Below are 24,057 nucleotides of genomic sequence, written 5' to 3'. Positions count from 1 at the left end.
GTTCGCATGTGAACGCCTCGACATCGATCCCGAGGGGGCAGTCATGATCGACTCGATTCGACGACCCCTGTCGAAGCGCTTCGACGAAGGAACGTATGTGTCGGCTTTGAAGGTCGTCAATGGGTTATGCAGGATCAGGTGAAGCGATTCGACGATCCGGCGGGGACGAGGTGAGCGTCCTGGCGGCGTGGTTGCCCGGCGGTCCAGCCGTTGGCCGCGCTTCCGTAGCAGTGCGTGCGATTGTCAGTGCCGCTGTGGCTGGGATGCGGTAGCCCGCCGGCGGTGACACGTGTTCCGCTGTCCAGGCGCGGGCCGGGGTTCGGAGGGCGTTTGTGCTGGGGTGGGCCGGTCACGGTGAGACCGGTGCTCTCGGTGGTCTCGTGCATGTGAGTGCGATCGTCAGTGCCGCCGTGGCCGCTGTGGCGGGGATGCCGTAGCCCGCCACCGGTGACACGTGTTCCACCGTCCAGCCGCCGGCCGCGCTTCCGCAGGCGATCCCGCCGAGCAGGCCGGTCACGGCGAGGGTCATGCCCTCGTTGAGGCGGCCGGGTGGGGTGCGGCGCTGGATCAGGGCCATGCCGGTGACCATCGTGAGGGCGGTCGCCATCCCGGCGATCAGCAGTGCGGGGGCCAGCGCGAGCAGGGATCCGGTGAGGGAGGCGGCCAGCAGGGGGAGTGTCAGCAGGGCCGTCATGGCGGCTATGCACCACACGTAACGGTCCTCCACGGACCCGGTCCCGCCCCGGTGCGTCGCCCCGTAGACCAGCCCCGCCGCGCACGAGCCGGCCGCCTGGAGCGCGAGCACGATCCCGGCCACCGAACGGTGTCCCTGCGCGTCGGCGAAGGCGATGGTGACGACCTCCATGGAGCCGAACACCGCACCCATGGCGAGGCAGACGGCGAGGAGCGGAGGCACGCCGGGCGCGCGGAAGGGTGCCTTCGAGAGGCCGCGCCCGCGCACCGGCGGCTCCGTCGCACGCTGTGCCGTGAACACCAGCATCCCCGTCACCAGCAGCACCACCCCCGTCAGCGTGCCCGCCTCCGGGAAGAACGTCGTGCACAGGAAGGCCGCGAGGACCGGCCCCAGCATGAAGCACGCCTCGTCCACGGCCTGCTCGAAGGAGTTCGCGACATGCAGCGACCCCTCGTCGCCGTCGAGGAGATGGGCCCAGCGGGCACGGGACATCCCGCCGAGGTTGGGGGTCGTGGCGGTGGCGGCGTAGGACGCGAAGAGCGTCCACGCCGGGGCGCCGAGGCGGACGCACAGCAGCAGCGCCAGCGAACCCAGCGCGGCGAGCACCGTGGCCGGTACCGCGATCTTGGCCTGTCCATGTCGGTCGACGAGCCGCGCGGTCCACGGGCCGACGAACGCCGTGGCCGCGAGACCGGCCGCGGTGACGGCGCCGGCGAGGGCGTACGAGCCACGCGTCCCGGCGATCATGACGACCGCGCTGACGCTGAACATCCCCATGGGAAGCCGGGCGAGAAGGTTCCCGATGGTGAACGCGCGGGCTCCGGGGGTGGCGAGAAGGCGGCGGTACGGGCCGGGGGCGCGGCGGCGACGCGGGGAGCGTGAGGCGCGCGGGCTTCGGGGACCTCGGGGGCCTCGGGAACCTCGCGGGCCTCGTGGGCTGAAGTCGACGATGACGAGCGCGTCGGCGGTCGTGGTGACCATCGGTCGGTTCGGTTGCGGCATGTCCTCACCGTCGCGCGGGGACGATCAAGTGGTCCAACACCGTCTCCGTACCGATTCACGCACCTGTGTTGTAAGTTCGCCCGATGTCCGCGCCCAGCCCGAGTCCCGGCCCCCGCCCCCACCACCTCGACCCCCGTCTCCTGCGTGCCTTCCTCGTCGTCGCCGACGAACTCCACTTCACGCGCGCGGCGGCCCGGCTCTACGTCGCCCAGCAGGCGCTCAGTCGCGATGTACGGCGGCTGGAGCGGGAGTTGGGCGCGGAGCTGTTCGTGCGCACCACCCGGCAGGTGACACTGACCGTCGACGGCGAGCGGCTGGTGCCGTACGCCCGCCGGGCCCTGGAGGCCCAGGACGAACTGCTCGCCGCCTTCGCGCAGGCCCGCCCCCTGCTCGTGGACCTGAACTTCCCCGACCAGCCCACCGCCCGTGCCGTGCTGATGCGGGCCCGGGAAATCGCCCCCGACCAGGAGCTCATGGCCCGCTACGAGAGCGGGCTGACCGGCGCGGCGAGGGAGCTGCTGGCCGGTCGCCTGGACGCGTCCTTCGGCCGGTTCGCCGGCCTGGACCCGGTGCTGCGGGCGGGCCTGGACCATCAGCCGGTGCGCTACGAGCCCATGGCCGTCGTCCTGCCCGAGGATCACCCGCTGGCCGCCCTGGAGCGGGTGCCGCTCGCCGCGCTGGAGGGCGAGACCGTGTACGCGGGGGCGGGAAATCCGCGCACTCCTGAATGGACCGATCTCGCTCGTCGGCTGTTCGAAGGACGGGGCATCGAGATCGCCCCGCCGGCCCCGCTCGCGGTCGGCGACGAGGAGTTCCAGCGGATCATGGCGAAGACCCGGAACCCGATTCTCGTGGTCGTGGATTTTCCGGACATGCCCGCTACCGTGCTGCGTCCACTGGTCGAACCGGTCCCGCTGTCGCCCGTGTCGTTGGTCTGGCGCAAGGGTCTGGCGCATCCCGCCTTCGACGCCCTCCGACGCGCCGCAATCGAACTGTCCGTCGAACATGGCTGGCTTCGTCGGCCCTCCGATGGATGGATTCCAGCCACCGATGAGGCCGATATGAACATCCACAAATGACACATGGCAAACACGCATCCTTCGTGTGCGCTACATTCGCCGCCTGAGCACGGTGTGGTAAAGGGGGCGCTCGGACCGGGTGGGGGCCCGGTTCACCCGACGTGTGCTCAAGGTCGAAAGCGCGCCCAGATCAGCCCGTGGGGGGATGTGCGTGCGCGTGAAAAAGTGGCGAGAAGACGCCCAACCGGAATGGCCCGAGGTTGCGTCAGGGGCCCAGGACACAGTGACAACTGGGGGCGCCACCCAGGCCTTTCCGGAAGCCGGGGAAATCAGGGAGACCGGAGAAGCCGGAGAAGCCGGCGGAATCGGAGCCCCGGCCTCCCGCGGAACCGGAGCCCCGGCCGCCGGCGGAATCGGAGCCCCGGCCTCCAGCGGAACCGGACGCCTGACCCCCGGTGGACCCGGAGCCCGGGCCGGGGACGGCAAGGGGGACTTCCCTGCTCGGGTCGGAGACGGCATAGGGGACTTCCCGGGGGCCCCGAGAGCGGACCGCGGCCGGGACCTCCCCGAGCCGCCCGGCCGTAGAGCCGTCGTACGCGACCCGTGGGACGACTCCGGCAGCGGTGCCGGTGGCGCCCACGACCCGCACGAGGTGACGGTCCAGCTCGACGGGGTCGGCCCGAACGGCGACGACCGCATCGAGGGCCGCCCCGGCGGCGACGGTGGATCCGAGGGTTCCGACGGCCCGGTGTTCGTCGACGAGTCGGGCCGGCGCAGCCGCCGCTTCCGACGGATCGGCATCGCCGTCGGTCTGGCCTGCGCGGTCTACGCCGTCGTCATTGTCGTCACCCTGCTGTCCGGCAACTCCAACGCGCCCTGGCTCCCCATGACCGGTCCGAAGGACGACGCCCCGGCCGGCAAGGTCGACACCAGTCCGATGCCGGCCGAGTCCGCCGAGCCGTCCGCCGGTGCGGGCGTGATCCCGGGGACCACCCCGACGGTCAGCGGCGGGGCGACACGGGTTCCCGGGGCCCGCGGCACCGCGCCCGGCGCCACCGTCAGCCCCGGCAAGGCGGGGACCTCCGCGGACCCGTCGGCCACCGCCAGCCGGCCGGGCGGCAACCCGTCCGTGAGCGCCGATCCGTCGACCCAGCCGACGCAGTCGGTGAGCCCGCCGCCCAGCCCGTCGGTCACCCCGCCCGCCACCACCAGTCCCGAGCCCTCGGTCGCCCCGACCCAGACCACGGGCGGTGACAGCGCCGGACCCGGCACGGTCGCCGACGGCCCGGCCGCCCCCGTGCCCGTCGCCTCGGAGACCTCCGGCACCGGCACCCCGCCCGCCGCGGCGGAGCCGTCCGGATCATCCGCTCCCGCCCCGTCCGGCGACCCGATCTCCTCCCCGTCCCCGGAGCACATCCTCTGATGGCATCCCGCACCCGCCGCCCAGGGCCCGCCGCACCAGGAGCCCGCGGCGGCTCCAGGCGCCGTCGCCTGCCCATGCGCCTACTGCTGCCCGTGCTCGTCCTCGTCGCCCTCATGGCGATGCTGATGCTGCGCGGCTACGTCCACAGCGAGATCCTCGCCGACCACCGCATCCAGCCCGAGGCCGCCACCGACAAGGTGCCGGAGAAGATCCTCGACGGCGGCCCTGTGATCGACACCCGCAGCGGCCGCGCCACCAGTCTGAAAGTGCCCGACCGCCGGCTCGTCCTCACCTTCGACGACGGCCCCGACCCGACCTGGACCCCCAAGGTCCTGGACGTCCTCAAGAAGCACCACGCGCACGCGGTCTTCTTCGTGACCGGCACCATGGCCTCCCGCTACCCGGACCTGGTCAAGCGCATGGTCGACGAGGGCCACGAGATCGGGCTGCACACCTTCAACCACCCCGACCTGTCCTTCCAGTCGAAGAAGCGCATCGACTGGGAGCTCTCCCAGAACCAGCTCGCGCTCGCCGGCGCGGCCGGTATCCGCACCTCGCTCTTCCGCCCGCCGTACTCCTCCTTCGCCGACGCCATGGACGACAGGTCCTGGCCGGTCACCGAGTACATCGGCACCCGCGGTTACATCACGGTCGTCAACAACACCGACAGCGAGGACTGGCAGAAGCCCGGCGTCCGCCGGATCATCCGCAACGCCACGCCGAAGAACGGCAAGGGTGCGATCGTGCTGATGCACGACTCCGGCGGTGACCGCCACCAGACGGTCCAGGCGCTCGACCGGTTCCTTCCCGAGATGAGGGACAAGGGCTACGAGCTCGACAACCTCACCGAGGCCCTTGACGCGCCCACCGCGCACACCACCGTCGCCGGACCCGAACTGTGGAAGGGCGAGGCATGGATCTTCCTGGTCCAGGCCTCCGAGCACATCACCGACGTCCTCGTCGTCGGACTGTCGATCATCGGCTCCCTGGTCATCGGCCGCTTCGTCCTCATGCTGCTGCTCTCGGGCATCCACGCCCGCCGGGTGCGCCGCAAGGACTTCCGCTGGGGCGAGCCGGTCACCCAGCCGGTGTCGGTGCTGGTCCCGGCGTACAACGAGGCCAAGTGCATCGAGAACACCGTGCGTTCACTGATGGCGAGCGAGCATCCGATCGAGGTGCTCGTCATCGACGACGGTTCGAGCGACGGCACCGCGCGGATCGTCGAGGCGATGGGCCTGCCGAACGTCCGGGTGGTCCGCCAGCTCAACGCGGGCAAACCGGCCGCCCTCAACCGCGGCCTGGCGAACGCCCGTCACGACATCATCGTGATGATGGACGGCGACACGGTCTTCGAGCCGTCCACCGTGGGGGAGTTGGTCCAGCCCTTCGGCGACCCGCGCGTGGGAGCCGTGGCCGGCAACGCCAAGGTCGGCAACCGGGACTCCATGATCGGTGCCTGGCAGCACATCGAGTACGTGATGGGCTTCAACCTCGACCGCCGGATGTACGACGTCCTGCGCTGCATGCCCACGATCCCGGGCGCGGTGGGAGCCTTCCGCCGCTCCGCCCTGGAACGCGTCGGCGGCATGAGCGACGACACGCTCGCCGAGGACACCGACATCACCATGGCCCTGCACCGGGACGGCTGGCGCGTGGTCTACGCCGAGAAGGCCCGCGCCTGGACGGAGGCACCGGAGTCGGTGCAGCAGCTCTGGTCCCAGCGCTACCGGTGGTCGTACGGCACCATGCAGGCGATCTGGAAGCACCGGCGCGCGCTGGTGGAGCGGGGCCCGTCGGGCCGTTTCGGCCGCGTCGGCCTCCCCCTGGTCTCCCTGTTCATGGTCGTGGCACCCCTCCTTGCCCCCCTGATCGACGTGTTCCTCCTCTACGGCGTCGTGTTCGGCCCGACGCAGAAGACGATCGTGGCCTGGCTGGGCGTCCTCGCGATCCAACTGGTCTGCGCGGCCTACGCGTTCCGCCTGGACCGGGAACGCATGACCCACCTGATCTCGCTGCCGTTGCAGCAGATCCTCTACCGCCAGCTCATGTACGTCGTACTGCTCCAGTCCTGGATCACGGCCCTCACCGGAGGCCGCCTGCGCTGGCAGAAGCTGCGCCGCACGGGAGTCGTCGAGGCACCGGGCGGACCGGTACCGCGACAGCGGACGCGCAGTGAGAGCGACGAGCGGAGGCCGGTCGCATGACGCCGGAGTACACGGACACGGCGGGACGGCGTGAGGTGGCCACGGCACCCAAGGCGCCGGGCCGGGACCGCTACCTGGACCTTCTGCGCTCCCTCGCCCTGGTCCGGGTCGTCCTCTACCACCTCTTCGGCTGGGCATGGCTGACCGTGCTGTTCCCCTCCATGGGCGTGATGTTCGCGCTGGCGGGATCGCTGATGGCGCGTTCACTGAAACGCCCGGCCCTGAGCGTGATCAGGGGCAGGATCCGCCGACTCCTGCCTCCTCTCTGGGCGTTCAGCGCGGTGGTGCTGCCGCTGATGTTCGTCGGCGGCTGGAAGCTCTCGGAGGACCCGGACCACAGCGGCACCTGGGGCCTGCTGGAGATGGTCAACTACGTCATCCCGATCGGGGCGCCGCCGTACCCCTGGGAGGTCGGATTCCCGAAGGACCTGCTGGAAAGTACGTGGGCGGATCAGGCGGTGGGCCCGCTGTGGTACCTCCGCGCGTATCTGTGGTTCGTGCTTGCGACCCCGCTGCTGCTGTGGGCGTTCCGCAGGGTCCCGTGGGCGACGCTGCTGGCACCGCTGGCCCTGACGGCCGTGGTGGGCACGGGGCTGGTGACGATCCCGGGCGAACTCGGCAACGCGGTCACCGACTTCGCGGTCTACGGCAGCTGCTGGGTCCTCGGTATCGCGCACCACGAGGGAGTGCTGGCGAAGGTCCCGCGCTATCTCGCCGTCTCCGGATCGGTCCTGGTGATGTCCTTCGCCCTGTGGTGGGCCTCCGGCCATCAGGGCCCAGACGGATGGGACCTGAACGACATCCCGCTCGCGCAGGCGGCCTGGTCCTTCGGTTTCGTGGTCATCCTGCTCCAGTACTCCCCGTCCTGGCAGGAGCTGCCCGGCCGCCTCGCCCGCTGGGACAAACTGGTGACCCTCTCCAACAACCGTGCCGTCACGATCTACCTCTGGCACAACCTGCTGATCATGGCCACGGTCCCGATCATCGACCTGGCCTACCGCCTCCCCTTCATGCAGAGCGACCGCGCCGTCGCGGCGCTCGACGCGACGGACATGCTGTGGATGTTCTTCCTGGTGTGGCCACTGATCGGGCTCGCGATCCTGGCGTTCGGGTGGATCGAAGACCTGGCGGCGAGGCGCAGGCCTCGGTTGTGGCCGAACGGTGTGAAGCGGGGGAGCGGGAAGCCGCGGGTCGCGGTCGGGAATGAGGCCTGACGGGCTGCGCCGTGGGTTGCGGCGGCGTGCGGCCAGGGCATAAGACGAGCTGACGGCGCCTCAGTCGACCGTGAGGCGCCTGCCGAGGTGGAACTCAAGGGGGAGCGTCGTTGACAACCCGTTCGGATGGGACCTCCAGCGGCATGGTCGCGTTCAGCTCCGGACGTACGTTCAGGGTCTGGCGATATGGGGTCGGCCACTCTCAGCTGCTGCTCAGGGCAGTTCCTGATGAGGTGGACAGCGCCTGCCTGGATCTACTCTTCGAGGGTGTGAGCGCTATGAAGATGGCCACCCGGTTCGAGTCGATAGAAATCACTGTCGCCGGCACGGGCGAAGCTCGCGAGATTCTTGAGATCTCTGGGCTTACCGATGTTTGGGGTGAGCGGAGTCTTGCCCTGGCTCTCCGGTCCAGAAAAGTCACCGGGATCGTGCTGTGCAAGCGGGCAAGCGCCATGCTTGGTGGGGCTGACCCGTTCGAGGCTCCAGGTGTCTCGGCTGAGCAGAGTGTGATTTGGAGTACCCCGCCTCGATGACGGACATCGACGTCAGGCCGCTCAAGACAAGGCTGCTCGTCACGGATCCAGGCAGCCGGGAGGCCTGCGAAGTCGACCTCCTCAAAGAGGCCCTCTCCCGTCAGCCGGTCATCATGGACGTCGGACCCGTGGTCGATCTCGAAGACCTGGTGGTCATGAAAGTGCGCGCTCTCGGCGATCGTGGGCTGCCGCGGGACGTGATCGACGTGCACGCGGCCTGTCGCTATTACTCCGTGATCGAACTGGAGCGGCTGGGGGCGCGAGGGGACGGCGAGTTCGATCTCGTCGACCTGCGCGACCGGCTGGAAAGCGTCGTATGGGTCAGTGACGAGGAATTCGCGGCCCACGGACTCAAGCCCGAGGACATCGCTGAGCTGCGGCGATGGGCCCTGGATTGGGAGTCCGATCTCGGGCTGCGCATCCTTGAGGACTACGACGGCTCTCAGGACGCCGAGGGCTGACGCGGAGCTCTTCGTAACACAAAGCCCCCACGACCTCTCACCGCACCCCCCGCCGGGGTGAGAGCAAAGTTCCTTTCCGGTCACCCGGTGCCACAGGCAGGAAACGCCGCGTCCCTACCTTCGGGACCAGTCACTCGTAGCAGGACCTGAGCCCCGTCGCACCGTGGAGGCGTCATGACAGCCCCTAGTACAGCCCCCGCACCCCCGAGCAGGGGCGGTCGCTGGATCCAGCAGTGGGATCCGGAGGACGAGACCTTCTGGAAGGAGACCGGCGAGAAGGTCGCCAAGCGGAACCTGCTCTTCTCCGTTCTCTCCGAGCACATCGGGTTCTCGATCTGGACCCTGTGGTCCGTGCTGGTGCTCTTCATGGGCCCGGAGTACGGGCTGACCCCGGCCGACAAGTTCCTGCTGACGTCGATGGTCACGCTCGTCGGTGCCGTCGTACGCGTCCCCTACACCTTCGCCGTCGCCATCTTCGGCGGCCGGAACTGGACGATCATCTCGGCCAGCCTCCTCCTCATCCCCACCATCGCCGCGTTCACCGTGATGAAGCCGGGGACCTCGTTCAACACCTTCCTGGTCGTCGGACTGCTCGCCGGTATCGGCGGCGGCAACTTCGCCTCGTCCATGACCAACATCAACGCGTTCTTCCCCCTCCGCAAGAAGGGGTGGGCCCTCGGGCTCAACGCCGGCGGCGGCAACATCGGCGTCCCGGTCATTCAGCTGGTCGCCCTCGCGATCATCGGCGCCAGCGGCGGCCCCCGGGTGCTGCTCGGCATCTACATCCCGCTGATCCTCGTCGCCGCCGTCCTCGCCGCGCTCTTCATGGACAACATCGAGAACGTGAAGAACGACACCGGCGCCGCCAAGGACGCCGCGCGGGACGGCCACACCTGGATCATGTCGTTCCTCTACATCGGCACGTTCGGCTCGTTCATCGGCTACAGCTTCGCCTTCGGTCAGGTACTGACGAACCAGTTCGGCCGGACCCCGCTGGAGGCCGCGTACGTCACCTTCATCGGCCCGCTGCTCGGCTCGCTGATCCGCCCGGTGGGCGGCGCGCTGGCCGACAAGTACGGCGGCGCCAAGATCACGCTGTGGAACTACGTCGGGATGGCCGCCGCGACCGCCGTCCTCATCGCCGCCAGCATGCAGAAGTCGCTCGGACTGTTCACCGTCGCCTTCGTGGTCCTGTTCGTCCTCAGCGGCCTCGGCAACGGCTCGACCTTCAAGATGATCCCCGGCATCTTCCACACGAAGGCCCTGGCCAAGGGGCTCGAAGGAGAAGAGGCCGCCGCCTACGGCCGCCGTCTGTCCGGTGCCTCGATGGGCCTGATCGGCGCGGTCGGCGCGCTCGGCGGCGTCGGCATCAACCTCGCCTTCCGGCAGTCCTTCCTCTCCTACGGCTCCGGTACCGGCGCGTTCGTCGCCTTCCTCGCCTTCTACGCGGCCTGTTTCCTGGTCACCTGGGCCGTATACCTTCGCCGGACGGCCGCCCAGGGCCGGACCTCGACCGCCACCGAGGCGAAGCCGCAGCTCAACTACGCCGAGGTGTGACGTAACACTGGCGACATAAAGCGGAACCGAGCCTGTCACGAGCCGTTGACAGGCTCGGTCGGCATGTAGGTCAGACGACAGACTGCGGGACGACAGCCATGTACGACGAACAGCAGGCAGCAGAGCAACACGGCCCCCTCGCGGGGTTCACCGTGGGAGTCACGGCCGCGCGCCGGGCGGATGAACTCGGTGCGCTGCTCCAGCGTCGCGGGGCCGCGGTCCTGCACGCGCCCGCCCTGCGGATCGTTCCTCTCTCCGACGACAGCGAGCTGCTGGCGGCGACGAAGGACCTGATCGACCAGGCGCCCGATGTCGTGATCGCCACGACCGCCATCGGGTTCCGCGGATGGGTCGAGGCCGCCGACGGGTGGGGGCTCGGTGAGGCGCTCCTCGACCGGCTGCGCGCGGTGGAGCTGCTCGCGCGCGGGCCGAAGGTCAAGGGGTCCATACGGGCCGCCGGGCTGACGGAGGACTGGTCGCCGTCGTCCGAGTCCATGGCCGAGGTGCTGGACCGGCTGCTGGAGGAGGGCGTCGAGGGACGCCGGGTCGCCATCCAGCTGCACGGCGAGCCCCTGCCCGGGTTCGTGGAGGCTCTGCGGGCCGCGGGAGCGGAGGTCGTGGGGGTGCCGGTGTACCGGTGGATGCCTCCGGAGGACCTCGCACCGATGGACCGGCTGCTGGACGTGGCCGTCTCGCGGGGGCTGGACGCGCTCACCTTCACCAGTGCTCCCGCCGCGGCCTCGCTGCTGTCGCGCGCCGAGGACCGGAGTCTGCTGCCGGAGCTGCTCGCCGCGCTCAACCACGATGTGCTGCCGGCGTGTGTCGGGCCGGTGACCGCGCTGCCGTTGCAGGCGCGGGGGGTGGACACGGTCTCTCCCGAGCGTTTCCGGCTCGGGCCGCTGGTGCAGTTGCTGTGCCAGGAACTTCCCGGCCGGGCGCGGTCGTTGCCCATCGCCGGCCACCGGGTGGAGATCCGGGGCCATGCGGTCCTGGTCGACGGGGTGCTGCGGCCGGTGCCGCCGGCGGGGATGTCGTTGCTGCGGGCGCTGTCGCGGCGGCCGGGGTGGGTGGTGTCCCGGGCGGAGCTGCTGCGGGCGCTGCCGGGTGCGGGCCGCGACGAACACGCGGTGGAGACGGCGATGGCCCGTCTCCGTACGGCGCTTGGGGCGCCGAAGCTGATCCAGACGGTGGTGAAACGGGGGTACCGGCTGGCGCTCGACCCGGCGGCCGACACCAAGTACGCGGACGTCTAGTCGGCGGGGGCGGCCGGCTGGTCGACCCTGGCGGCACGACTGCCCGTGGCCTTCACCAGGAGTCCCAGAGTCACCGTCAGCAACACCGCCCGCACCATGTTCCAGGCCACCCACGGGCCCTCGAACTCCTCGCGCAGGACGCCGGGGGCGCCGTTCTTCATGAGGCCGTTGTTGAGCGGGACGTTGAAGACGACGGTGACCAGGAAGGCCAGGGCGGAGGTCGCGAGCGCGGCCCGGACCCAGCCGCGGTCGTCCCGGCCCCGCGCCCCCAGGCCGCCACCGCCGTGAGGGCCGGGGCGCCAAGGAAGCTCAGGAAGAACACCGGGTTCTGGATGACCTCGTTGATGTCGCGCATCACCTCGACGTAGACCCGGTCGTCGCTGCGGGCCAGGGCCGGCATCACGGCGCACGCGAAGACGTAGAAGGCCCCGGCGATCAGGCCCGTGGCGACCGTGGCCGCGCCCAGTACGAGTCGGCTGCTCCTGCTGCTCTGTGTCATGCGCCCAGTCAAAGGCGCCGGCCCCCGCGCCGACATGGCCGAGACGCGCACCCGCATACGTGCCCGTCCAGGCATCGCTCCCGGTACGGGGGGTTCCGGCGGCGAGGGCGGGAAGGCACTGTTAGAGGGAGCCCCGGAACAGTCCCACACAGGCAGCAGCCCCACACAGCCTCGAAGCACCTCACCGACCCCTTACGGCCGGGGCACCCTAGGCGGTGACAGGCACATGGCACTGGGTACGGCCACGGTCGCGTACGAGCTGCGGTTCGACGCCGGACGGATCTGTCTCGACCTCCTCGCGACCACCCACCCCGAGGAACGCCTCGACTCGACGGAGGTGCTCGGCGCCTGGATCGTCGGTTCGGGACTGGTGCCGGAGGGGACGGACCTGACGCACGCGGACCCCTCCTGGCTCGTCGGCTTCCGTGAACTGCGGGGACGTATCGGACAGTTGGTGCGGGGCGCCCCCGGTCACGGCTACGACCTCGCGCTCGCCCACGTCAACGACGCAGCCCGCGCCGCCCCTCCCGCCCCGCGCGCGGTACCGGATGGGGACGGTTCGCTGGTGCGCGAGCTGGACGGTCCGCCCGAGTGTGCGGCGCTGCTCGGGGCCATCGCCAGGGACGCCGTGGGACTGCTGACGGACCCCGTCGCGCGGGCCGGGATCAGAGAGTGCGAAGGGGACAACTGCCCCATCGTGTATCTGGATACGTCACGGGGGCGCAGGAGGCGTTGGTGCTCCAGTGAGGTGTGCGGGAACCGCGAAAGAGTGGCCCGGCATCGTCGGCGCGCGGCACTCTCGCGCTCCTGACCGACCGATATGCCCTTTCTGTGGAGGCGGTGTCGAAGTGATTTCGATTACACCTCGTTTACTCGCTCAACCTCACTGGCCGTAGTGGCGATCTTGTCCGTGTGGTGGAAATGTAAAGATCGCGCGGCGGGAATGTGCGCGCATGTCCTGTCTCGTCACGTCACTCAGAAGAAAACTGTCGTCGCACTTTGAACACTCAACTCATCACGTCCGTACCCGTAGTCGAGCGACTGACTGGGGGAACCCCCGGACATCGGAGGTGGGCGTGCGCAAGGATTCCGTCGTGGCCAATGAACGTGGATCGAGGGCCCGACATCGCATGTCCCAGCCCTCGGAACCTGATGAGGAGCTGATGCGTGCCCTGTACAGAGAGCACGCCGGGCCTCTCCTTGCGTATGTCCTCCGGTTGGTTGCGGGTGACCGCCAGAGAGCCGAGGACGTGGTGCAGGAGACGCTCATCCGTGCCTGGAAGAACGCCGGACAGCTCAATCGAGCGACCGGATCGGTACGCCCCTGGCTGGTGACGGTCGCCCGGCGCATCGTCATCGACGGCCACCGCAGCCGGCAGGCCCGGCCGCAGGAGGTCGATCCGTCGCCGCTGGAGGTCATCCCCGCGGAGGACGAGATCGACAAGGCGCTGTGGTTGATGACGTTGTCCGATGCGCTCGACGACCTGACCCCGGCCCACCGGGAGGTCCTGGTCGAGACGTATTTCAAGGGGCGTACCGTCAACGAGGCGGCCGAGACCCTGGGCATCCCCAGCGGAACAGTCCGCTCGCGGGTCTTCTACGCCCTGCGGTCGATGAAGCTCGCACTGGAGGAGCGGGGGGTGACAGCGTGATGGGTGTTTACGGGGGTAACCAGGGATTCGGCACAGGTGGTTCGGGTATGTCTGGCTCCATGATGGGAACTCCGGTGCCGAACGAGCACGAGACCGTCGGCGCCTACGCCCTCGGGATCCTCGACGACGCCGAGGCCACCGCCTTCGAGGCTCATCTCGCGACCTGCGAATGGTGCGCCCAGCAGCTCGACGAGCTCGCCGGCATGGAGCCGATGCTCGCCGCCCTCGCGGACCTGCCGGGCTCCGGCACCCCCGCGATCGGGGAGTCGCTGTCCGCCAAGCCCAGTCCGCGGATCGTGAACAAGCTCGTGGACGAGGTCGCCGAGCGCCGTGCGCAGAAGCGGCGCCGCAGCTTCTACATGGTCGCGGCCGCGGCCGCGCTGATCATCGGCGGTCCGGTCGTCGCGATCGCGGCGAACGGCGGCGACTCGGGCGGCGGGGCCAAACAGGGGCAGGTCCTCGCGGCCACCCCGAAGGAACTCTTCGAGTCCATGAGCGACAAGGTGTCCGCGACCGACTCCTCGACCGGCGTCAGCGCGACCGTCGCCATGCAGGACAAGAACTGGGGCACCTCGCTCGGCCTGGAGCTCAAGGGCGTCAAGGGACCGCTCAAGTGCTCCCTGATCGCGGTCGGCACCAACGGCGAGCGCTGGACGGCCTCCACCTGGTCCGTCGGCAAGTGGGGCTACGGCATCCCGAACGGCAAGACCCCCGAGTCCAAGCAGCCGCTCTACATCGGCGGCGCGGTCGCACCGGCCCAGAACGACATCGACCACTTCGAGGTCGTGGACTCCGACGGCAACAAGCTCGTCCAGGTCGACGCGTAACTTCCCGCCGGGGCCCCCTTCGCGTACGGTTGACGGCTGCCCAGCACGTCAGAAGGGGGCCCGGTGGCCGCTCAGGCTCAACCATCTGCGGTCGGCTCGGTTCAGGACTCGGTCCGGGACCGTGAGATCAGCGTCGAACAGGAACATCTGGACCGGGTCTACCGGCGCCTCGAGGAGAAGATCCACGAGGCGGAGTTCCTGATGAACGACGCGGCCAAGCGTGGCCAGGTAGGCACGCCCGGCGCGCTCGCCGAGCGGGACGCCCAGGTCTTCCGGGCCGGCGTCCACCTCAACCGGCTCAACAACGAGTTCGAGGACTTCCTGTTCGGCCGGATCGATCTGCTCCCCGGCAAGGACGGCAAGAAGGGGCCCGACGGCGCCTACACCGCCGTGGAACCCGCCGAGGGAGCCGTCCGCGAGGACAGCACCGCCGACATCGCGGAGACCCTGCACATCGGCCGGATCGGGGTCCTGGACTCCGAGTACGCGCCACTCGTCATCGACTGGCGGGCCCCGGCCGCCGCGCCCTTCTACAGGTCCACTCCGGTGGATCCCGGGCGTGTCGTACGACGCCGGGTGATCCGCTCCAAGGGCCGCAGGGTCCTCGGTGTCGAGGACGACCTCATGCGCCCCGAGCTCAAGGCCTTCCTCGACGGCCACGAGCTGCCCGTCATCGGCGACGGCGCCCTGATGGCCGCGCTCGGACAGGCCCGCAGCCACACCATGCGGGACATCGTCGCCTCCATCCAGGCCGAGCAGGACATGGTCATCCGCGCCCCCGCCGCGTCCGTGACATACGTCGAGGGCGGCCCCGGCACCGGCAAGACCGCCGTGGCCCTGCACCGCGCCGCGTACCTCCTCTACCAGGACCGCCGCCGCTACTCGGGTGGCATCCTCATCGTCTCGCCCACCCCCCTGCTGGTCGCCTACACCGAGGGCGTCCTGCCCTCCCTCGGCGAGGAGGGCCAGGTCGCCATCCGTGCGATCGGCTCCCTGGTCGACGGCGTCGAGGCCACCCTGTACGACTCCCCGGCGGTGGCCCGCGCCAAGGGCTCGTACCGGATGCTGAAGGTGCTGCGGAAGGCGGCACGGGGCGTGCTGGAACTGGGCGCCGACGCGGACGCAGGACCGGGCCGTTCCGCGAGGGCGGGCGGTACCGGCGTGGCCCGCGGCCGGTCCGGCTCCGGGCAACTCGCCTTCGGGGACTTCGGTGACGGCGACGACGGTGCCGGTGGCGGAAACGGCGCCGCCACCGCCGTATCCCCGCAGCCCCCGGCCGGACCCCCCACCCGCCTGCGCGTGGTCGCTTTCGGCAGGCGTCTGGAGCTGGAGGCGGACGAACTGGAACGCGTCCGCCGGAACGCCCTCAGCGGCACCGCCCCCGTCAACCTCCTGCGGCCCAGGGCGCGCAAGCTCCTGCTGGACGCGCTGTGGGCGCGGTCCGGAGCGGGCACCCGGCACACCGATCCGGAGCTGGCCGCCGAGTTGCGGTCCTCGTTCGACGAGGACATCACCTCCGAGGACAGCTTCATCGAGTTCCTCGACGCCTGGTGGCCCGAGCTCACCCCGAAGGCCGTCCTCGCCGCCATGGCCGACGAGCGGCGCCTGGGCCGTTGGGCCCGCCGGATCCTCAACCCCGGCGAGGTCCGCAGGGTCGCCCGCTCGCTCAGACGGGACGGCCTGACCGTGCACGACATCGCCATGCTCGACGAACTCCAGGCGGTCCTCGGCGCCCCCGCACGCCCGAGGAAGAGGCGCGAACTGGACCCGCTCGACCAGCTCACCGGCCTGGAGGAGCTGATGCCGGCCCGCGAGGAGTCGCAGCGTGAGCGGGCCGAGCGGCTCGCCCAGGAGCGGGTCGAGTACGCCCACGTCATCGTCGACGAGGCCCAGGACCTCACGCCCATGCAGTGGCGCATGGTCGGCCGCCGTGGCCGGCACGCCACCTGGACGGTCGTGGGAGACCCCGCCCAGTCCTCCTGGTCCGACCCCGACGAGGCCGCCGAGGCCCGCGACGAGGCTCTCGGCAGCCGCCCGAGGCGCCGCTTCCAGCTCACCGTCAACTACCGCAACCCCTCAGAGATCGCCGACCTCGCGGCCAAGGTGCTGGCCCTCGCCATGCCCGGCGCCACGTCCCCCTCGGCCGTACGGTCCACGGGCGTCGAGCCCCGTTTCACCGTCGTACGCAAATCGCTGGGGGAGACCGTCCGCGAGGAGGCGGCCCGGCTCCTCGGCCTCGTCGACGGCACCGTCGGCGTCGTGGTCGCCATGAACCGCCGGGAAGAGGCGGCCCGCTGGCTCACCGGACTCGGCGACCGGGTCGTCGCGCTCGGCAGCCTGGAGGCCAAGGGTCTGGAGTACGACGCGACGGTCGTCGTCTCCCCGGCCGAGATCGCCGACGAGTCGCCGGCCGGACTGCGGGTGCTCTACGTCGCCCTCACCCGGGCCACCCAGCAGCTCACGGTCGTCTCGGCGGACCGCGACCAGCCGGACGCGGAGGGCGTGCCGGATCTGCTGAGAGATTGAACTCTCCGCACGGGAATGGTCTTTCGGGATCCGTTTGTTAGCCTGGATGTGACACCGGCCCGATCCAAGCCCCCGGGCCCAACCTTCGTCGCTACGAGCGACCACTTGCCGCGAGGCGAGCATGGCGGGTCGGTGTCATTGACCTGGTGAGAGGCCCACGTCCATGTGACGTGGGCCTCTTTCACGTGGACGCCCCCGTGAACAAAACGTCCGCAATCCAGTGCGGCTAACGCCTACTCATCAGTAGGTGCGACCATCGGACGGCATCAGCGTCAGGTGAAAGCAGAGGAAGTCGGCCATGGCAACGGCGCCCAGCGTCTCCTACTCGATTACGGTCCGGCTGGAGGTGCCCGCGAGCGGAACCGCGGTCTCCCAGATCACCACGGCCGTAGAGTCCAACGGAGGCTCGGTGACCGGCCTCGACGTGACCGCGTCCGGCCACGAGAAGCTCCGCATCGACGTCACCATCGCCGCGTCCTCCACCGCGCACGCCGACGAGATCGTCCAGCAGCTGCGCGGCATCGAGGGCGTCACCCTCGGCAAGGTCTCCGACCGTACGTTCCTGATGCACCTCGGCGGCAAGATCGAGATGGCGTCCAAGCACCCCATCCGCAACCGTGACGACCTCTCGATGATCTACACCCCGGGCGTGGCCCGCGTGTGCATGGCGATCGCCGAGAACCCCGAGGACGCCCGCCGGCTCACCATCAAGCGCAACTCCGTTGCGGTCGTGACCGACGGCTCGGCCGTGCTGGGCCTGGGCAACATCGGCCCCAAGGCCGCCCTGCCGGTCATGGAGGGCAAGGCGGCCCTCTTCAAGCGGTTCGCCGGCATCGACGCCTGGCCGCTGTGCCTGGACACCCAGGACACCGACGCGATCGTCGAGATCGTCAAGGCGATCGCCCCCGGGTTCGCCGGCATCAACCTCGAGGACATCTCCGCGCCCCGCTGCTTCGAGATCGAGGCCCGGCTGCGCGAGGCCCTCGACATCCCCGTCTTCCACGACGACCAGCACGGCACCGCGATCGTCGTCCTCGCCGCCCTGACGAACGCGCTTCGCGTCGCAGGCAAGGCGATCGAGAACATCCGGGTCGTCATGTCCGGGGCCGGCGCGGCCGGTACGGCCATCCTCAAGCTGCTGATCGCCGCCGGCGTCAAGAACGCCGTCGTCGCCGACATCCACGGCGTCGTGCACGCCGGCCGCGAGGACCTCGTCGACGCCGCTCCGGGCTCGGCGCTGCGCTGGATCGCCGACAACACCAACCCCGAGAACCTGACCGGGACGTTGAAGGAGGCCGTCCGCGGCGCCGACGTCTTCATCGGTGTCTCGGCCCCCAACGTCCTGGACGGCGCCGACGTGGCGGCCATGGCCGAGGGTGCGATCGTGTTCGCGCTCGCGAATCCCGACCCCGAGGTCGACCCGGCGATCGCCCGTCAGACGGCGGCAGTCGTGGCCACGGGCCGCTCCGACTTCCCGAACCAGATCAACAACGTGCTGGTCTTCCCGGGTGTCTTCCGCGGTCTGCTGGACGCCCAGTCCCGCACGGTCAACACGGAGATGATGCTCGCGGCCGCGAAGGCCCTCGCGGACGTCGTCACCGAGGACGAGCTGAACCCGAACTACATCATCCCGAGCGTCTTCAACGACAAGGTCGCTGGCGCGGTCGCGGGTGCGGTGCGGGACGCAGCGAAGGCCGCGGGCGCGACGGCGTAGGGGTCCTCGGCCGGGTCCCCCGGCCCGCGTCTACAGTGGTCGTCGTATGTTTGTTCGGCTGTGAGGATTGCCACGGCGGTTCTCCGGCCCGGCGCGTCGCGAAACCGGGCGCTTCGCGCCACCCTCTAGGGTGGCGCCACGCCCAGGCCTCTGTTCGTGTGACCCCCTAGGGTGTTCATACGAGTTCTACGGGTGCCGGATTGGCTTTCCCGCAGCAGGTAGGGGCAGGATGCGTCCCTGGGCGCGAGCGCATCGGCTTCGCTGTGCCTCGTGTGCGGCCCCGCCGCGTGGCACACCCCAACGGCAAGAAGAACACGGGAGTAACAACATGAACCGCAGTGAGCTGGTGGCCGCGCTGGCCGACCGCGCCGAGGTGACCCGCAAGGACGCCGACGCCGTTCTGGCCGCGTTCGCCGAGACCGTCGGCGAGATCGTCGCCAAGGGCGACGAGAAGGTCACCATCCCCGGCTTCCTGACCTTCGAGCGCACCCACCGTGCCGCTCGCACCGCGCGCAACCCGCAGACCGGTGACCCGATCCAGATCCCGGCCGGCTACAGCGTCAAGGTTTCGGCGGGCAGCAAGCTCAAGGAAGCCGCCAAGGGCAAGTAGGTCCGACGGTGCGTCTCGGGATGACGTACACGTCTTGAGCAACGCCAATGGGGCGGCCACCCGGAACCGGGAGGCCGCCCCATCGTCGTGTCAGGGAAGCGGCGGGCTAGCCGAGCGCCTTGCCCGGCAGTTCCACCTTCGCACCGAGCTCCACGAGCTTCTCCATGAAGTTCTCGTAGCCGCGGTTGATGAGGTCGATGCCGTGGACCCGGGACGTGCCCTGGGCCGCCAGCGCCGCGATCAGGTACGAGAAGCCGCCCCGGAGGTCGGGGATGACCAGATCGGCGCCCTGGAGCTTGGTGGGGCCCGAGACGACCGCCGAGTGCAGGAAGTTGCGCTGCCCGAAGCGGCAGTCGGAGCCGCCCAGGCACTCGCGGTAGAGCTGGATGTGAGCACCCATCTGGTTCAGCGCGGAGGTGAACCCGAGGCGGGACTCGTAGACCGTCTCGTGGATGATCGACAGGCCGGTGGCCTGGGTGAGCGCGACCACCAGCGGCTGCTGCCAGTCCGTCTGGAAGCCCGGGTGCACGTCCGTCTCCAGCGCGATGGACTTCAACTGGCCGCCGGGGTGCCAGAACCGGATGCCCTGGTCGTCGATCTCGAAGGCACCGCCCACCTTGCGGTAGGTGTTCAGGAACGTCATCATCGAGCGCTGCTGGGCACCGTGGACGTAGATGTTGCCCTCGGTCGCCAGCGCCGCGGACGCCCAGGAGGCGGCTTCCAGACGGTCCGGCAGCGCGCGGTGGTTGTAGCCGCTCAGCCGGTCCACACCCGTGACGCGGATGGTCCGGTCGGTGTCCATCGCGATGATGGCGCCCATCTTCTGCAGCACGCAGATGAGGTCCTCGATCTCCGGCTCCACCGCGGCGTTCGAGAGTTCGGTGACGCCCTCGGCGAGGACGGCCGTCAGGAGCACCTGCTCGGTCGCGCCCACGGACGGATACGGCAGCCGGATCTTCGTGCCGCGCAGCCGCCGCGGCGCCTCCAGGAACTGTCCGTCCGCGCGCTTCTCGATCGTCGCGCCGAACTGCCGCAGCACCTCGAAGTGGAAGTCGATGGGCCGGCCGCCGATGTCGCAGCCGCCGAGGCCGGGGATGAAGGCGTGTCCCAGGCGGTGCAGCAGCGGACCGCACAGCAGGATGGGGATCCGCGACGAACCCGCGTGGGCATCGATGTCAGCGACGTTGGCGCTCTCGACGTGCGTCGGGTCCATCACCAGCTCGCCCGGTTCCTCACCCGGAAGGACCGTCACCCCGTGCAGTTGCAGCAGACCGCGCACGACGCGCACATCACGGATGTCCGGAACGTTGCGCAGTCGACTCGGCTCGCTGCCCAGAAGGGCGGCGACCATGGCCTTCGGTACGAGGTTCTTCGCACCGCGGACACGGATCTCGCCCTCCAGCGGGGTTCCGCCGTGGACAAGCAGTACGTCGTCAGAGCCGTTGACGGTCATGTATCTCGCGTTCCGATGAGTCGGGCAGGGGCCAGAAGGGACAAGGGTAATCGCCGCCTACCCCCCTTCTGTAAGCCCAAGTACCGCCCAGACACGTCATAGGTCTGTCACAACACGTGCCGTCCCCTGCCGGGCACATGCGGTCACCGGCGCCGAGCGTGCGCGTGGGGCGCACTGGTGCGCTCTGAGCTGCGCCCCCTCCCGAACGGGCATTGGCTCCCCGCGCGGAGGGAAGATGCGGGATCATGTCTGGCATGACCGAGGTGTCCTCGCTCACAGGGCGGTTGCTCGTGGCAACGCCCGCCCTGGCGGACCCGAACTTCGACCGCGCGGTGGTGCTCCTTCTCGACCACGACGAGAAGGGCTCGCTCGGCGTGGTCCTCAACCGCCCCACCCCGGTGGACGTCGGCGACATCCTGGAGGGCTGGGCCGACCTCGCGGGTGAACCCGGCGTCGTCTTCCAGGGCGGCCCGGTCTCGCTGGACTCGGCCCTCGGGGTCGCCGTCATCCCGGGCGGCGGGGCCGTCGACGGGGCCCCGCTGGGCTGGCGCAGAGTGCACGGCGCGATCGGCCTGGTCGACCTGGAGACCCCGCCGGAGCTGCTCGCCTCGGCCCTCGGCAGTCTGCGCATCTTCGCCGGTTACGCCGGCTGGGGCCCCGGCCAGCTGGAGGACGAGCTGGTGGAGGGTGCCTGGTACGTCGTCGAGTCGGAACCCGGCGACGTCTCCTCCCCGTCCCCGGAGAGACTCTGGCGTGAGGTCCTGCGCCGCCAGCGCAGCGAACTCGCGATGGTGGCCACCTACGCCGACGACCCTTCGCTCAACTGAAGGGTGTGACCTTCAGTACCCTTGGCGTTTATGAGCACTCTTGAGCCCGAGCGCGGGACTGGTACGGGGACCCTCGTAGAGCCGACGCCGCAGGTGTCCCATGGCGACGGCGACCACGAGCGCTTCGCCCACTACGTCCAGAAGGACAAGATCATGGCGAGCGCCCTCGACGGGACCCCCGTCGTGGCGCTGTGCGGCAAGGTGTGGGTGCCCGGCCGCGATCCCAAGAAGTACCCCGTGTGCCCCATGTGCAAGGAGATCTACGAGTCCATGGGTTCCGGGGACGACGACAAGGGCGGCGACAAGTAGGCGGGCCGCCCGGCTGAGCTTCACAGGGTCCCCGGGGTGCGTACCGCGCGCCCCGGGGACCTTCTGCGTGTCACGGATTGGTTGAGACCTCTTGTGGGCGGGTTCGTGCAACCCGTAGCCTCCGTTGCGTTGAGCGAAACCGTCATTGCATATGTTGCAATTCCGGTGCGTGTTCGGGTGGCAGGATTTCGGTCGGTATTTCGTCAACAGCCTTGTCGTCGCGGGCGGCTTCGTGATCTTCTCCGTGGTGATCGCCTTTCTCGCGGCGACCGCTGTGCCGCGATTCCGCTTCCCCTTCCGGACCACCTCGCCGACCTTGTTTCCGGGCTTTGGAAGAGGCGGCGGCAATTTCCTCTTCGCCGATACCGGGGCGGGGTGACGGCCGCGTCGACGGTGATGACGGTTCCGGTTCCGGTGTTCTTCGTACTCGTACAGTGACGCCTGGTCTCGGGACCGGGTAGAGCGGTCAAGGACTGACATGGCTGAACTGATTCCGACAGCGCGCGAGGTCATCGCCGGCTCCGGCGAGGTGCGGCTGACGGCACGCACCCAGGTCTACGCCGGTACCGGCACCGAAGGCGTCGGCCGCTGGCTGCGCGGCGTCCTGTGGCAGGCCACCGGGCTGCCGCTGCACGAGGCCCGCGAACTCGACGACGCCGAGGGCGACGGCATCGGGCTCCGACTCGACCCGGGGCTCGGCCCCGAGGAGTACCGCCTCGTCAGCGACGAGACCGGTGTCCTCATCGAGGGCGGCAGCGCGGCCGGAGTCTTCTGGGGCGCCCAGACGCTTCGTCAACTCCTCGGCCCGAACGCCTATCGGAGGGCACCCCTCGGCGGCGACCGCACCTGGACCGTGCCGCACCTCACGGTCCAGGACGCCCCGCGATTCCGCTGGCGCGGCCTCATGCTCGACGTGTCCCGGCACTTCATGCCCAAGGACGGCGTCCTGCGCTACCTCGACCTGATGGCCGCCCACAAACTCAACGTCTTCCACTTCCACCTGACGGACGACCAGGGCTGGCGGATCGAGATCAAGAGATACCCCCGGCTCACCGAGGTGGGCTCTTGGCGGGCGCGTACCAAATTCGGCCACGGGGCGTCACCGCTGTGGGAGGAGAAGCCGCACGGTGGCTTCTACACCCAGGACGACATCCGGGAGATCGTCGCCTACGCCGCCGAGCGGCATATCACCGTTGTCCCCGAAATCGACGTACCCGGACACTCGCAGGCGGCCATCGCCGCGTACCCGGAACTCGGCAACACCGATGTCATCGACACCACCTCCCTCACGGTCTGGGACAACTGGGGCGTCTCCCTGAACGTACTCGCCCCCACTGACAACACCCTTCGCTTCTACGAGGGCGTGTTCGAGGAACTGCTGGAGCTGTTTCCCTCCGAGTTCATTCACATCGGCGGCGACGAATGCGCCAAGGAGCAGTGGCGGGAGTCGCCTTCCGTCCAGGCCCGGATCGAGGAACTCGGCCTCGCGGACGAGGACGAGTTGCAGTCCTGGTTCATCGGACACTTCGACAAGTGGCTGTCCGCGCGCGGGCGCAGGCTCATCGGCTGGGACGAGATCCTTGAGGGCGGCCTCGCCGAGGGCGCGGCGGTCTCGTCCTGGCGCGGCTACGCGGCCGGCATCGCCGCCGCCCGCGCCGGCCACGACGTCGTCATGTGCCCCGAACAGCAGGTGTATCTGGACTACCGGCAGGACGCGGGCGCGGACGAGCCGGTTCCCATCGCCTACGTCCGCACCCTGGAGGACGTCTACCGGTTCGAGCCCGTTCCACCGGAGTTGACGCCCGAGGAGGCCGCGCACGTCCTCGGCGCGCAGGCCAACGTGTGGACCGAGGTGATGGAGGACCAGGGACGCGTCGACTACCAGACCTTCCCCCGGCTGGCGGCCTTCGCCGAAGTGGCCTGGAGTCCTCTGCCCGCCCCGGCGGAACGGGACTTCGCCGGCTTCGAGCGGCGGATGGCCGCCCACTACGAGCTGCTGGACGCCCTGGGTGTCGGCTACCGGCCGCCCGCGGGACCGCTGCCGTGGCAGAAGCGACCCGGTGTGCTCGGCCGGCCGATCGAGGGGGAGCCCCCGAACAGGTAGGGGAAAAAGACCTCAAGGGTCACCGAAGAGTGTCAATCGCCATGCGCGGGCGATCCCGTACGAAAACGGACCATCTCCCTGATGGGGCGGGCGAATGCCACCGAAGGCCTCCTAGCGGACCCCTGTCTTCGCGTGTTGCGAAGATGTGCCAGAGTTGCCACGTCCGCCCTGTCAGC

18 protein-coding genes and 2 pseudogenes are annotated in these 24,057 nt (G+C 69.7%); 17 read left to right on the top strand and 3 right to left on the bottom strand.

What is annotated here, in order from left to right; translation table 11 throughout:
• Window positions 1-349: 349 nt before the first annotated feature.
• The gene (locus ABZT93_RS06400; RefSeq protein ID WP_356099753.1) at window positions 350-1,696 is read right to left on the bottom strand and encodes an MFS transporter; all 1,347 of its coding nucleotides are present in this window, start codon (window positions 1,694-1,696) and stop codon (window positions 350-352) included.
• Window positions 1,697-1,779: 83 nt separating this feature from the next.
• On the opposite strand from ABZT93_RS06400, the gene ABZT93_RS06395 reads away from it, so the two are divergent.
• The 7 genes from ABZT93_RS06395 to ABZT93_RS06365 all read left to right on the top strand — a co-directional run bounded on the left by ABZT93_RS06395 (window position 1,780) and on the right by ABZT93_RS06365 (window position 11,360).
• The gene (locus tag ABZT93_RS06395; RefSeq protein ID WP_356099750.1) at window positions 1,780-2,775 is read left to right on the top strand and encodes a LysR family transcriptional regulator; all 996 of its coding nucleotides are present in this window, start codon (window positions 1,780-1,782) and stop codon (window positions 2,773-2,775) included.
• 223 nt (window positions 2,776-2,998) lie between these two features.
• Complete coding sequence (locus ABZT93_RS06390) at window positions 2,999-4,138, top strand: hypothetical protein (protein WP_356099746.1); 1,140 nt, start codon at window positions 2,999-3,001, stop codon at window positions 4,136-4,138.
• Window positions 4,138-6,342 (top strand): glycosyltransferase, encoded by a 2,205-nt coding sequence (locus ABZT93_RS06385; RefSeq protein WP_356099743.1) that lies wholly within the window; start codon window positions 4,138-4,140, stop codon window positions 6,340-6,342. Before ABZT93_RS06390 ends, ABZT93_RS06385 begins: the two co-directional genes overlap by 1 nt.
• Window positions 6,339-7,556 carry an acyltransferase gene (locus ABZT93_RS06380; protein WP_356099740.1) on the top strand — a complete coding sequence of 406 codons (1,218 nt, stop codon included), beginning with the start codon at window positions 6,339-6,341 and terminating at the stop codon, window positions 7,554-7,556. Before ABZT93_RS06385 ends, ABZT93_RS06380 begins: the two co-directional genes overlap by 4 nt.
• 529 nt (window positions 7,557-8,085) lie before the next feature.
• Window positions 8,086-8,550, top strand: coding sequence for a nucleotidyl transferase AbiEii/AbiGii toxin family protein (locus ABZT93_RS06375; RefSeq protein WP_356099737.1), 465 nt, complete (start codon window positions 8,086-8,088; stop codon window positions 8,548-8,550).
• Window positions 8,551-8,724: 174 nt separating this feature from the next.
• Window positions 8,725-10,107 (top strand): nitrate/nitrite transporter, encoded by a 1,383-nt coding sequence (locus tag ABZT93_RS06370; protein ID WP_356099734.1) that lies wholly within the window; start codon window positions 8,725-8,727, stop codon window positions 10,105-10,107.
• A gap of 98 nt (window positions 10,108-10,205) precedes the next feature.
• Window positions 10,206-11,360, top strand: coding sequence for a uroporphyrinogen-III synthase (locus ABZT93_RS06365; protein ID WP_356099732.1), 1,155 nt, complete (start codon window positions 10,206-10,208; stop codon window positions 11,358-11,360).
• Here ABZT93_RS06365 and ABZT93_RS06360 read toward each other — a convergent pair.
• Window positions 11,357-11,859 (bottom strand): annotated as a pseudogene (locus ABZT93_RS06360) (anthrone oxygenase family protein). The gene ABZT93_RS06365 and the pseudogene ABZT93_RS06360 overlap by 4 nt on opposite strands.
• 226 nt (window positions 11,860-12,085) lie before the next feature.
• Here ABZT93_RS06360 and ABZT93_RS06355 point away from each other — a divergent pair.
• The 6 genes from ABZT93_RS06355 (at window position 12,086) to ABZT93_RS06330 (ending at window position 19,188) form a co-directional block, all read left to right on the top strand.
• Window positions 12,086-12,670, top strand: coding sequence for an ABATE domain-containing protein (locus tag ABZT93_RS06355; protein WP_356099730.1), 585 nt, complete (start codon window positions 12,086-12,088; stop codon window positions 12,668-12,670).
• Between the two features lie 319 nt (window positions 12,671-12,989).
• Complete coding sequence (locus tag ABZT93_RS06350) at window positions 12,990-13,511, top strand: sigma-70 family RNA polymerase sigma factor (protein ID WP_010039908.1); 522 nt, start codon at window positions 12,990-12,992, stop codon at window positions 13,509-13,511.
• 47 nt (window positions 13,512-13,558) lie between these two features.
• On the top strand, window positions 13,559-14,338 hold the full coding sequence (locus ABZT93_RS06345) for a zf-HC2 domain-containing protein (RefSeq protein WP_356099728.1): 780 nt from the start codon (window positions 13,559-13,561) through the stop codon (window positions 14,336-14,338).
• Window positions 14,339-14,401: 63 nt separating this feature from the next.
• Window positions 14,402-16,864 carry a UvrD-helicase domain-containing protein gene (locus tag ABZT93_RS06340; protein ID WP_356099725.1) on the top strand — a complete coding sequence of 821 codons (2,463 nt, stop codon included), beginning with the start codon at window positions 14,402-14,404 and terminating at the stop codon, window positions 16,862-16,864.
• Window positions 16,865-17,162: 298 nt separating this feature from the next.
• A complete protein-coding gene (locus ABZT93_RS06335) occupies window positions 17,163-18,578 on the top strand; it encodes an NAD-dependent malic enzyme (protein WP_356099722.1) in 1,416 nt (471 codons plus the stop codon).
• Window positions 18,579-18,906: 328 nt separating this feature from the next.
• Window positions 18,907-19,188, top strand: a complete 282-nt coding sequence (locus ABZT93_RS06330; RefSeq protein WP_007382399.1) for an HU family DNA-binding protein — start codon at window positions 18,907-18,909, stop codon at window positions 19,186-19,188.
• A 106-nt stretch (window positions 19,189-19,294) separates the two neighbouring features.
• Here ABZT93_RS06330 and murA read toward each other — a convergent pair whose 3' ends face one another.
• Entirely contained in the window at window positions 19,295-20,641 is a 1,347-nt protein-coding gene (gene murA, locus ABZT93_RS06325; protein WP_356099719.1) for a UDP-N-acetylglucosamine 1-carboxyvinyltransferase, read from the bottom strand.
• A gap of 254 nt (window positions 20,642-20,895) precedes the next feature.
• Here murA and ABZT93_RS06320 point away from each other — a divergent pair, with 254 nt between their 5' ends.
• The 4 genes and pseudogenes from ABZT93_RS06320 to ABZT93_RS06305 all read left to right on the top strand — a co-directional run bounded on the left by ABZT93_RS06320 (window position 20,896) and on the right by ABZT93_RS06305 (window position 23,881).
• Window positions 20,896-21,468 carry a YqgE/AlgH family protein gene (locus tag ABZT93_RS06320; RefSeq protein ID WP_356099716.1) on the top strand — a complete coding sequence of 191 codons (573 nt, stop codon included), beginning with the start codon at window positions 20,896-20,898 and terminating at the stop codon, window positions 21,466-21,468.
• A 30-nt stretch (window positions 21,469-21,498) separates the two neighbouring features.
• A complete protein-coding gene (locus tag ABZT93_RS06315; RefSeq protein ID WP_057610823.1) occupies window positions 21,499-21,777 on the top strand; it encodes a DUF3039 domain-containing protein in 279 nt (92 codons plus the stop codon).
• 160 nt (window positions 21,778-21,937) lie between these two features.
• A pseudogene (locus tag ABZT93_RS06310) lies at window positions 21,938-22,215 on the top strand (hypothetical protein); the annotation flags it as partial.
• Between the two features lie 40 nt (window positions 22,216-22,255).
• Window positions 22,256-23,881: a beta-N-acetylhexosaminidase gene (locus ABZT93_RS06305; RefSeq protein WP_356099713.1), complete on the top strand. Its 1,626-nt coding sequence runs from the start codon at window positions 22,256-22,258 to the stop codon at window positions 23,879-23,881.
• Window positions 23,882-24,057: the final 176 nt, after the last annotated feature.

This window comes from Streptomyces sp. NPDC005303, assembly GCF_040607335.1.
Lineage (GTDB): Bacteria > Actinomycetota > Actinomycetes > Streptomycetales > Streptomycetaceae > Streptomyces.
The sequence above is the reverse complement of the archived record's forward strand: the minus strand, read 5'-3'. Positions and strand labels throughout refer to the sequence as shown.

Bases quoted from the DNA above. Each gene is read 5' to 3' on its own strand.
- ABZT93_RS06400 (WP_356099753.1), bottom strand. From the start codon at position 1,696: ATGCCGCAACCGAACCGACCGATGGTCACCACGACCGCCGACGCGCTC.
- ABZT93_RS06345 (WP_356099728.1), top strand. From the start codon at position 13,559: ATGTCTGGCTCCATGATGGGAACTCCGGTGCCGAACGAGCACGAGACC.
- ABZT93_RS06335 (WP_356099722.1), top strand. From the start codon at position 17,163: ATGGCAACGGCGCCCAGCGTCTCCTACTCGATTACGGTCCGGCTGGAG.
- ABZT93_RS06305 (WP_356099713.1), top strand. From the start codon at position 22,256: ATGGCTGAACTGATTCCGACAGCGCGCGAGGTCATCGCCGGCTCCGGC.
- ABZT93_RS06355 (WP_356099730.1), top strand. From the start codon at position 12,086: ATGGCACTGGGTACGGCCACGGTCGCGTACGAGCTGCGGTTCGACGCC.
- murA (WP_356099719.1), bottom strand. From the start codon at position 20,641: ATGACCGTCAACGGCTCTGACGACGTACTGCTTGTCCACGGCGGAACC.
- ABZT93_RS06315 (WP_057610823.1), top strand. From the start codon at position 21,499: ATGAGCACTCTTGAGCCCGAGCGCGGGACTGGTACGGGGACCCTCGTA.
- ABZT93_RS06385 (WP_356099743.1), top strand. From the start codon at position 4,138: ATGGCATCCCGCACCCGCCGCCCAGGGCCCGCCGCACCAGGAGCCCGC.
- ABZT93_RS06365 (WP_356099732.1), top strand. From the start codon at position 10,206: ATGTACGACGAACAGCAGGCAGCAGAGCAACACGGCCCCCTCGCGGGG.
- ABZT93_RS06370 (WP_356099734.1), top strand. From the start codon at position 8,725: ATGACAGCCCCTAGTACAGCCCCCGCACCCCCGAGCAGGGGCGGTCGC.
- ABZT93_RS06380 (WP_356099740.1), top strand. From the start codon at position 6,339: ATGACGCCGGAGTACACGGACACGGCGGGACGGCGTGAGGTGGCCACG.
- ABZT93_RS06320 (WP_356099716.1), top strand. From the start codon at position 20,896: ATGACCGAGGTGTCCTCGCTCACAGGGCGGTTGCTCGTGGCAACGCCC.
- ABZT93_RS06330 (WP_007382399.1), top strand. From the start codon at position 18,907: ATGAACCGCAGTGAGCTGGTGGCCGCGCTGGCCGACCGCGCCGAGGTG.
- ABZT93_RS06395 (WP_356099750.1), top strand. From the start codon at position 1,780: ATGTCCGCGCCCAGCCCGAGTCCCGGCCCCCGCCCCCACCACCTCGAC.
- ABZT93_RS06350 (WP_010039908.1), top strand. From the start codon at position 12,990: ATGTCCCAGCCCTCGGAACCTGATGAGGAGCTGATGCGTGCCCTGTAC.
- ABZT93_RS06375 (WP_356099737.1), top strand. From the start codon at position 8,086: ATGACGGACATCGACGTCAGGCCGCTCAAGACAAGGCTGCTCGTCACG.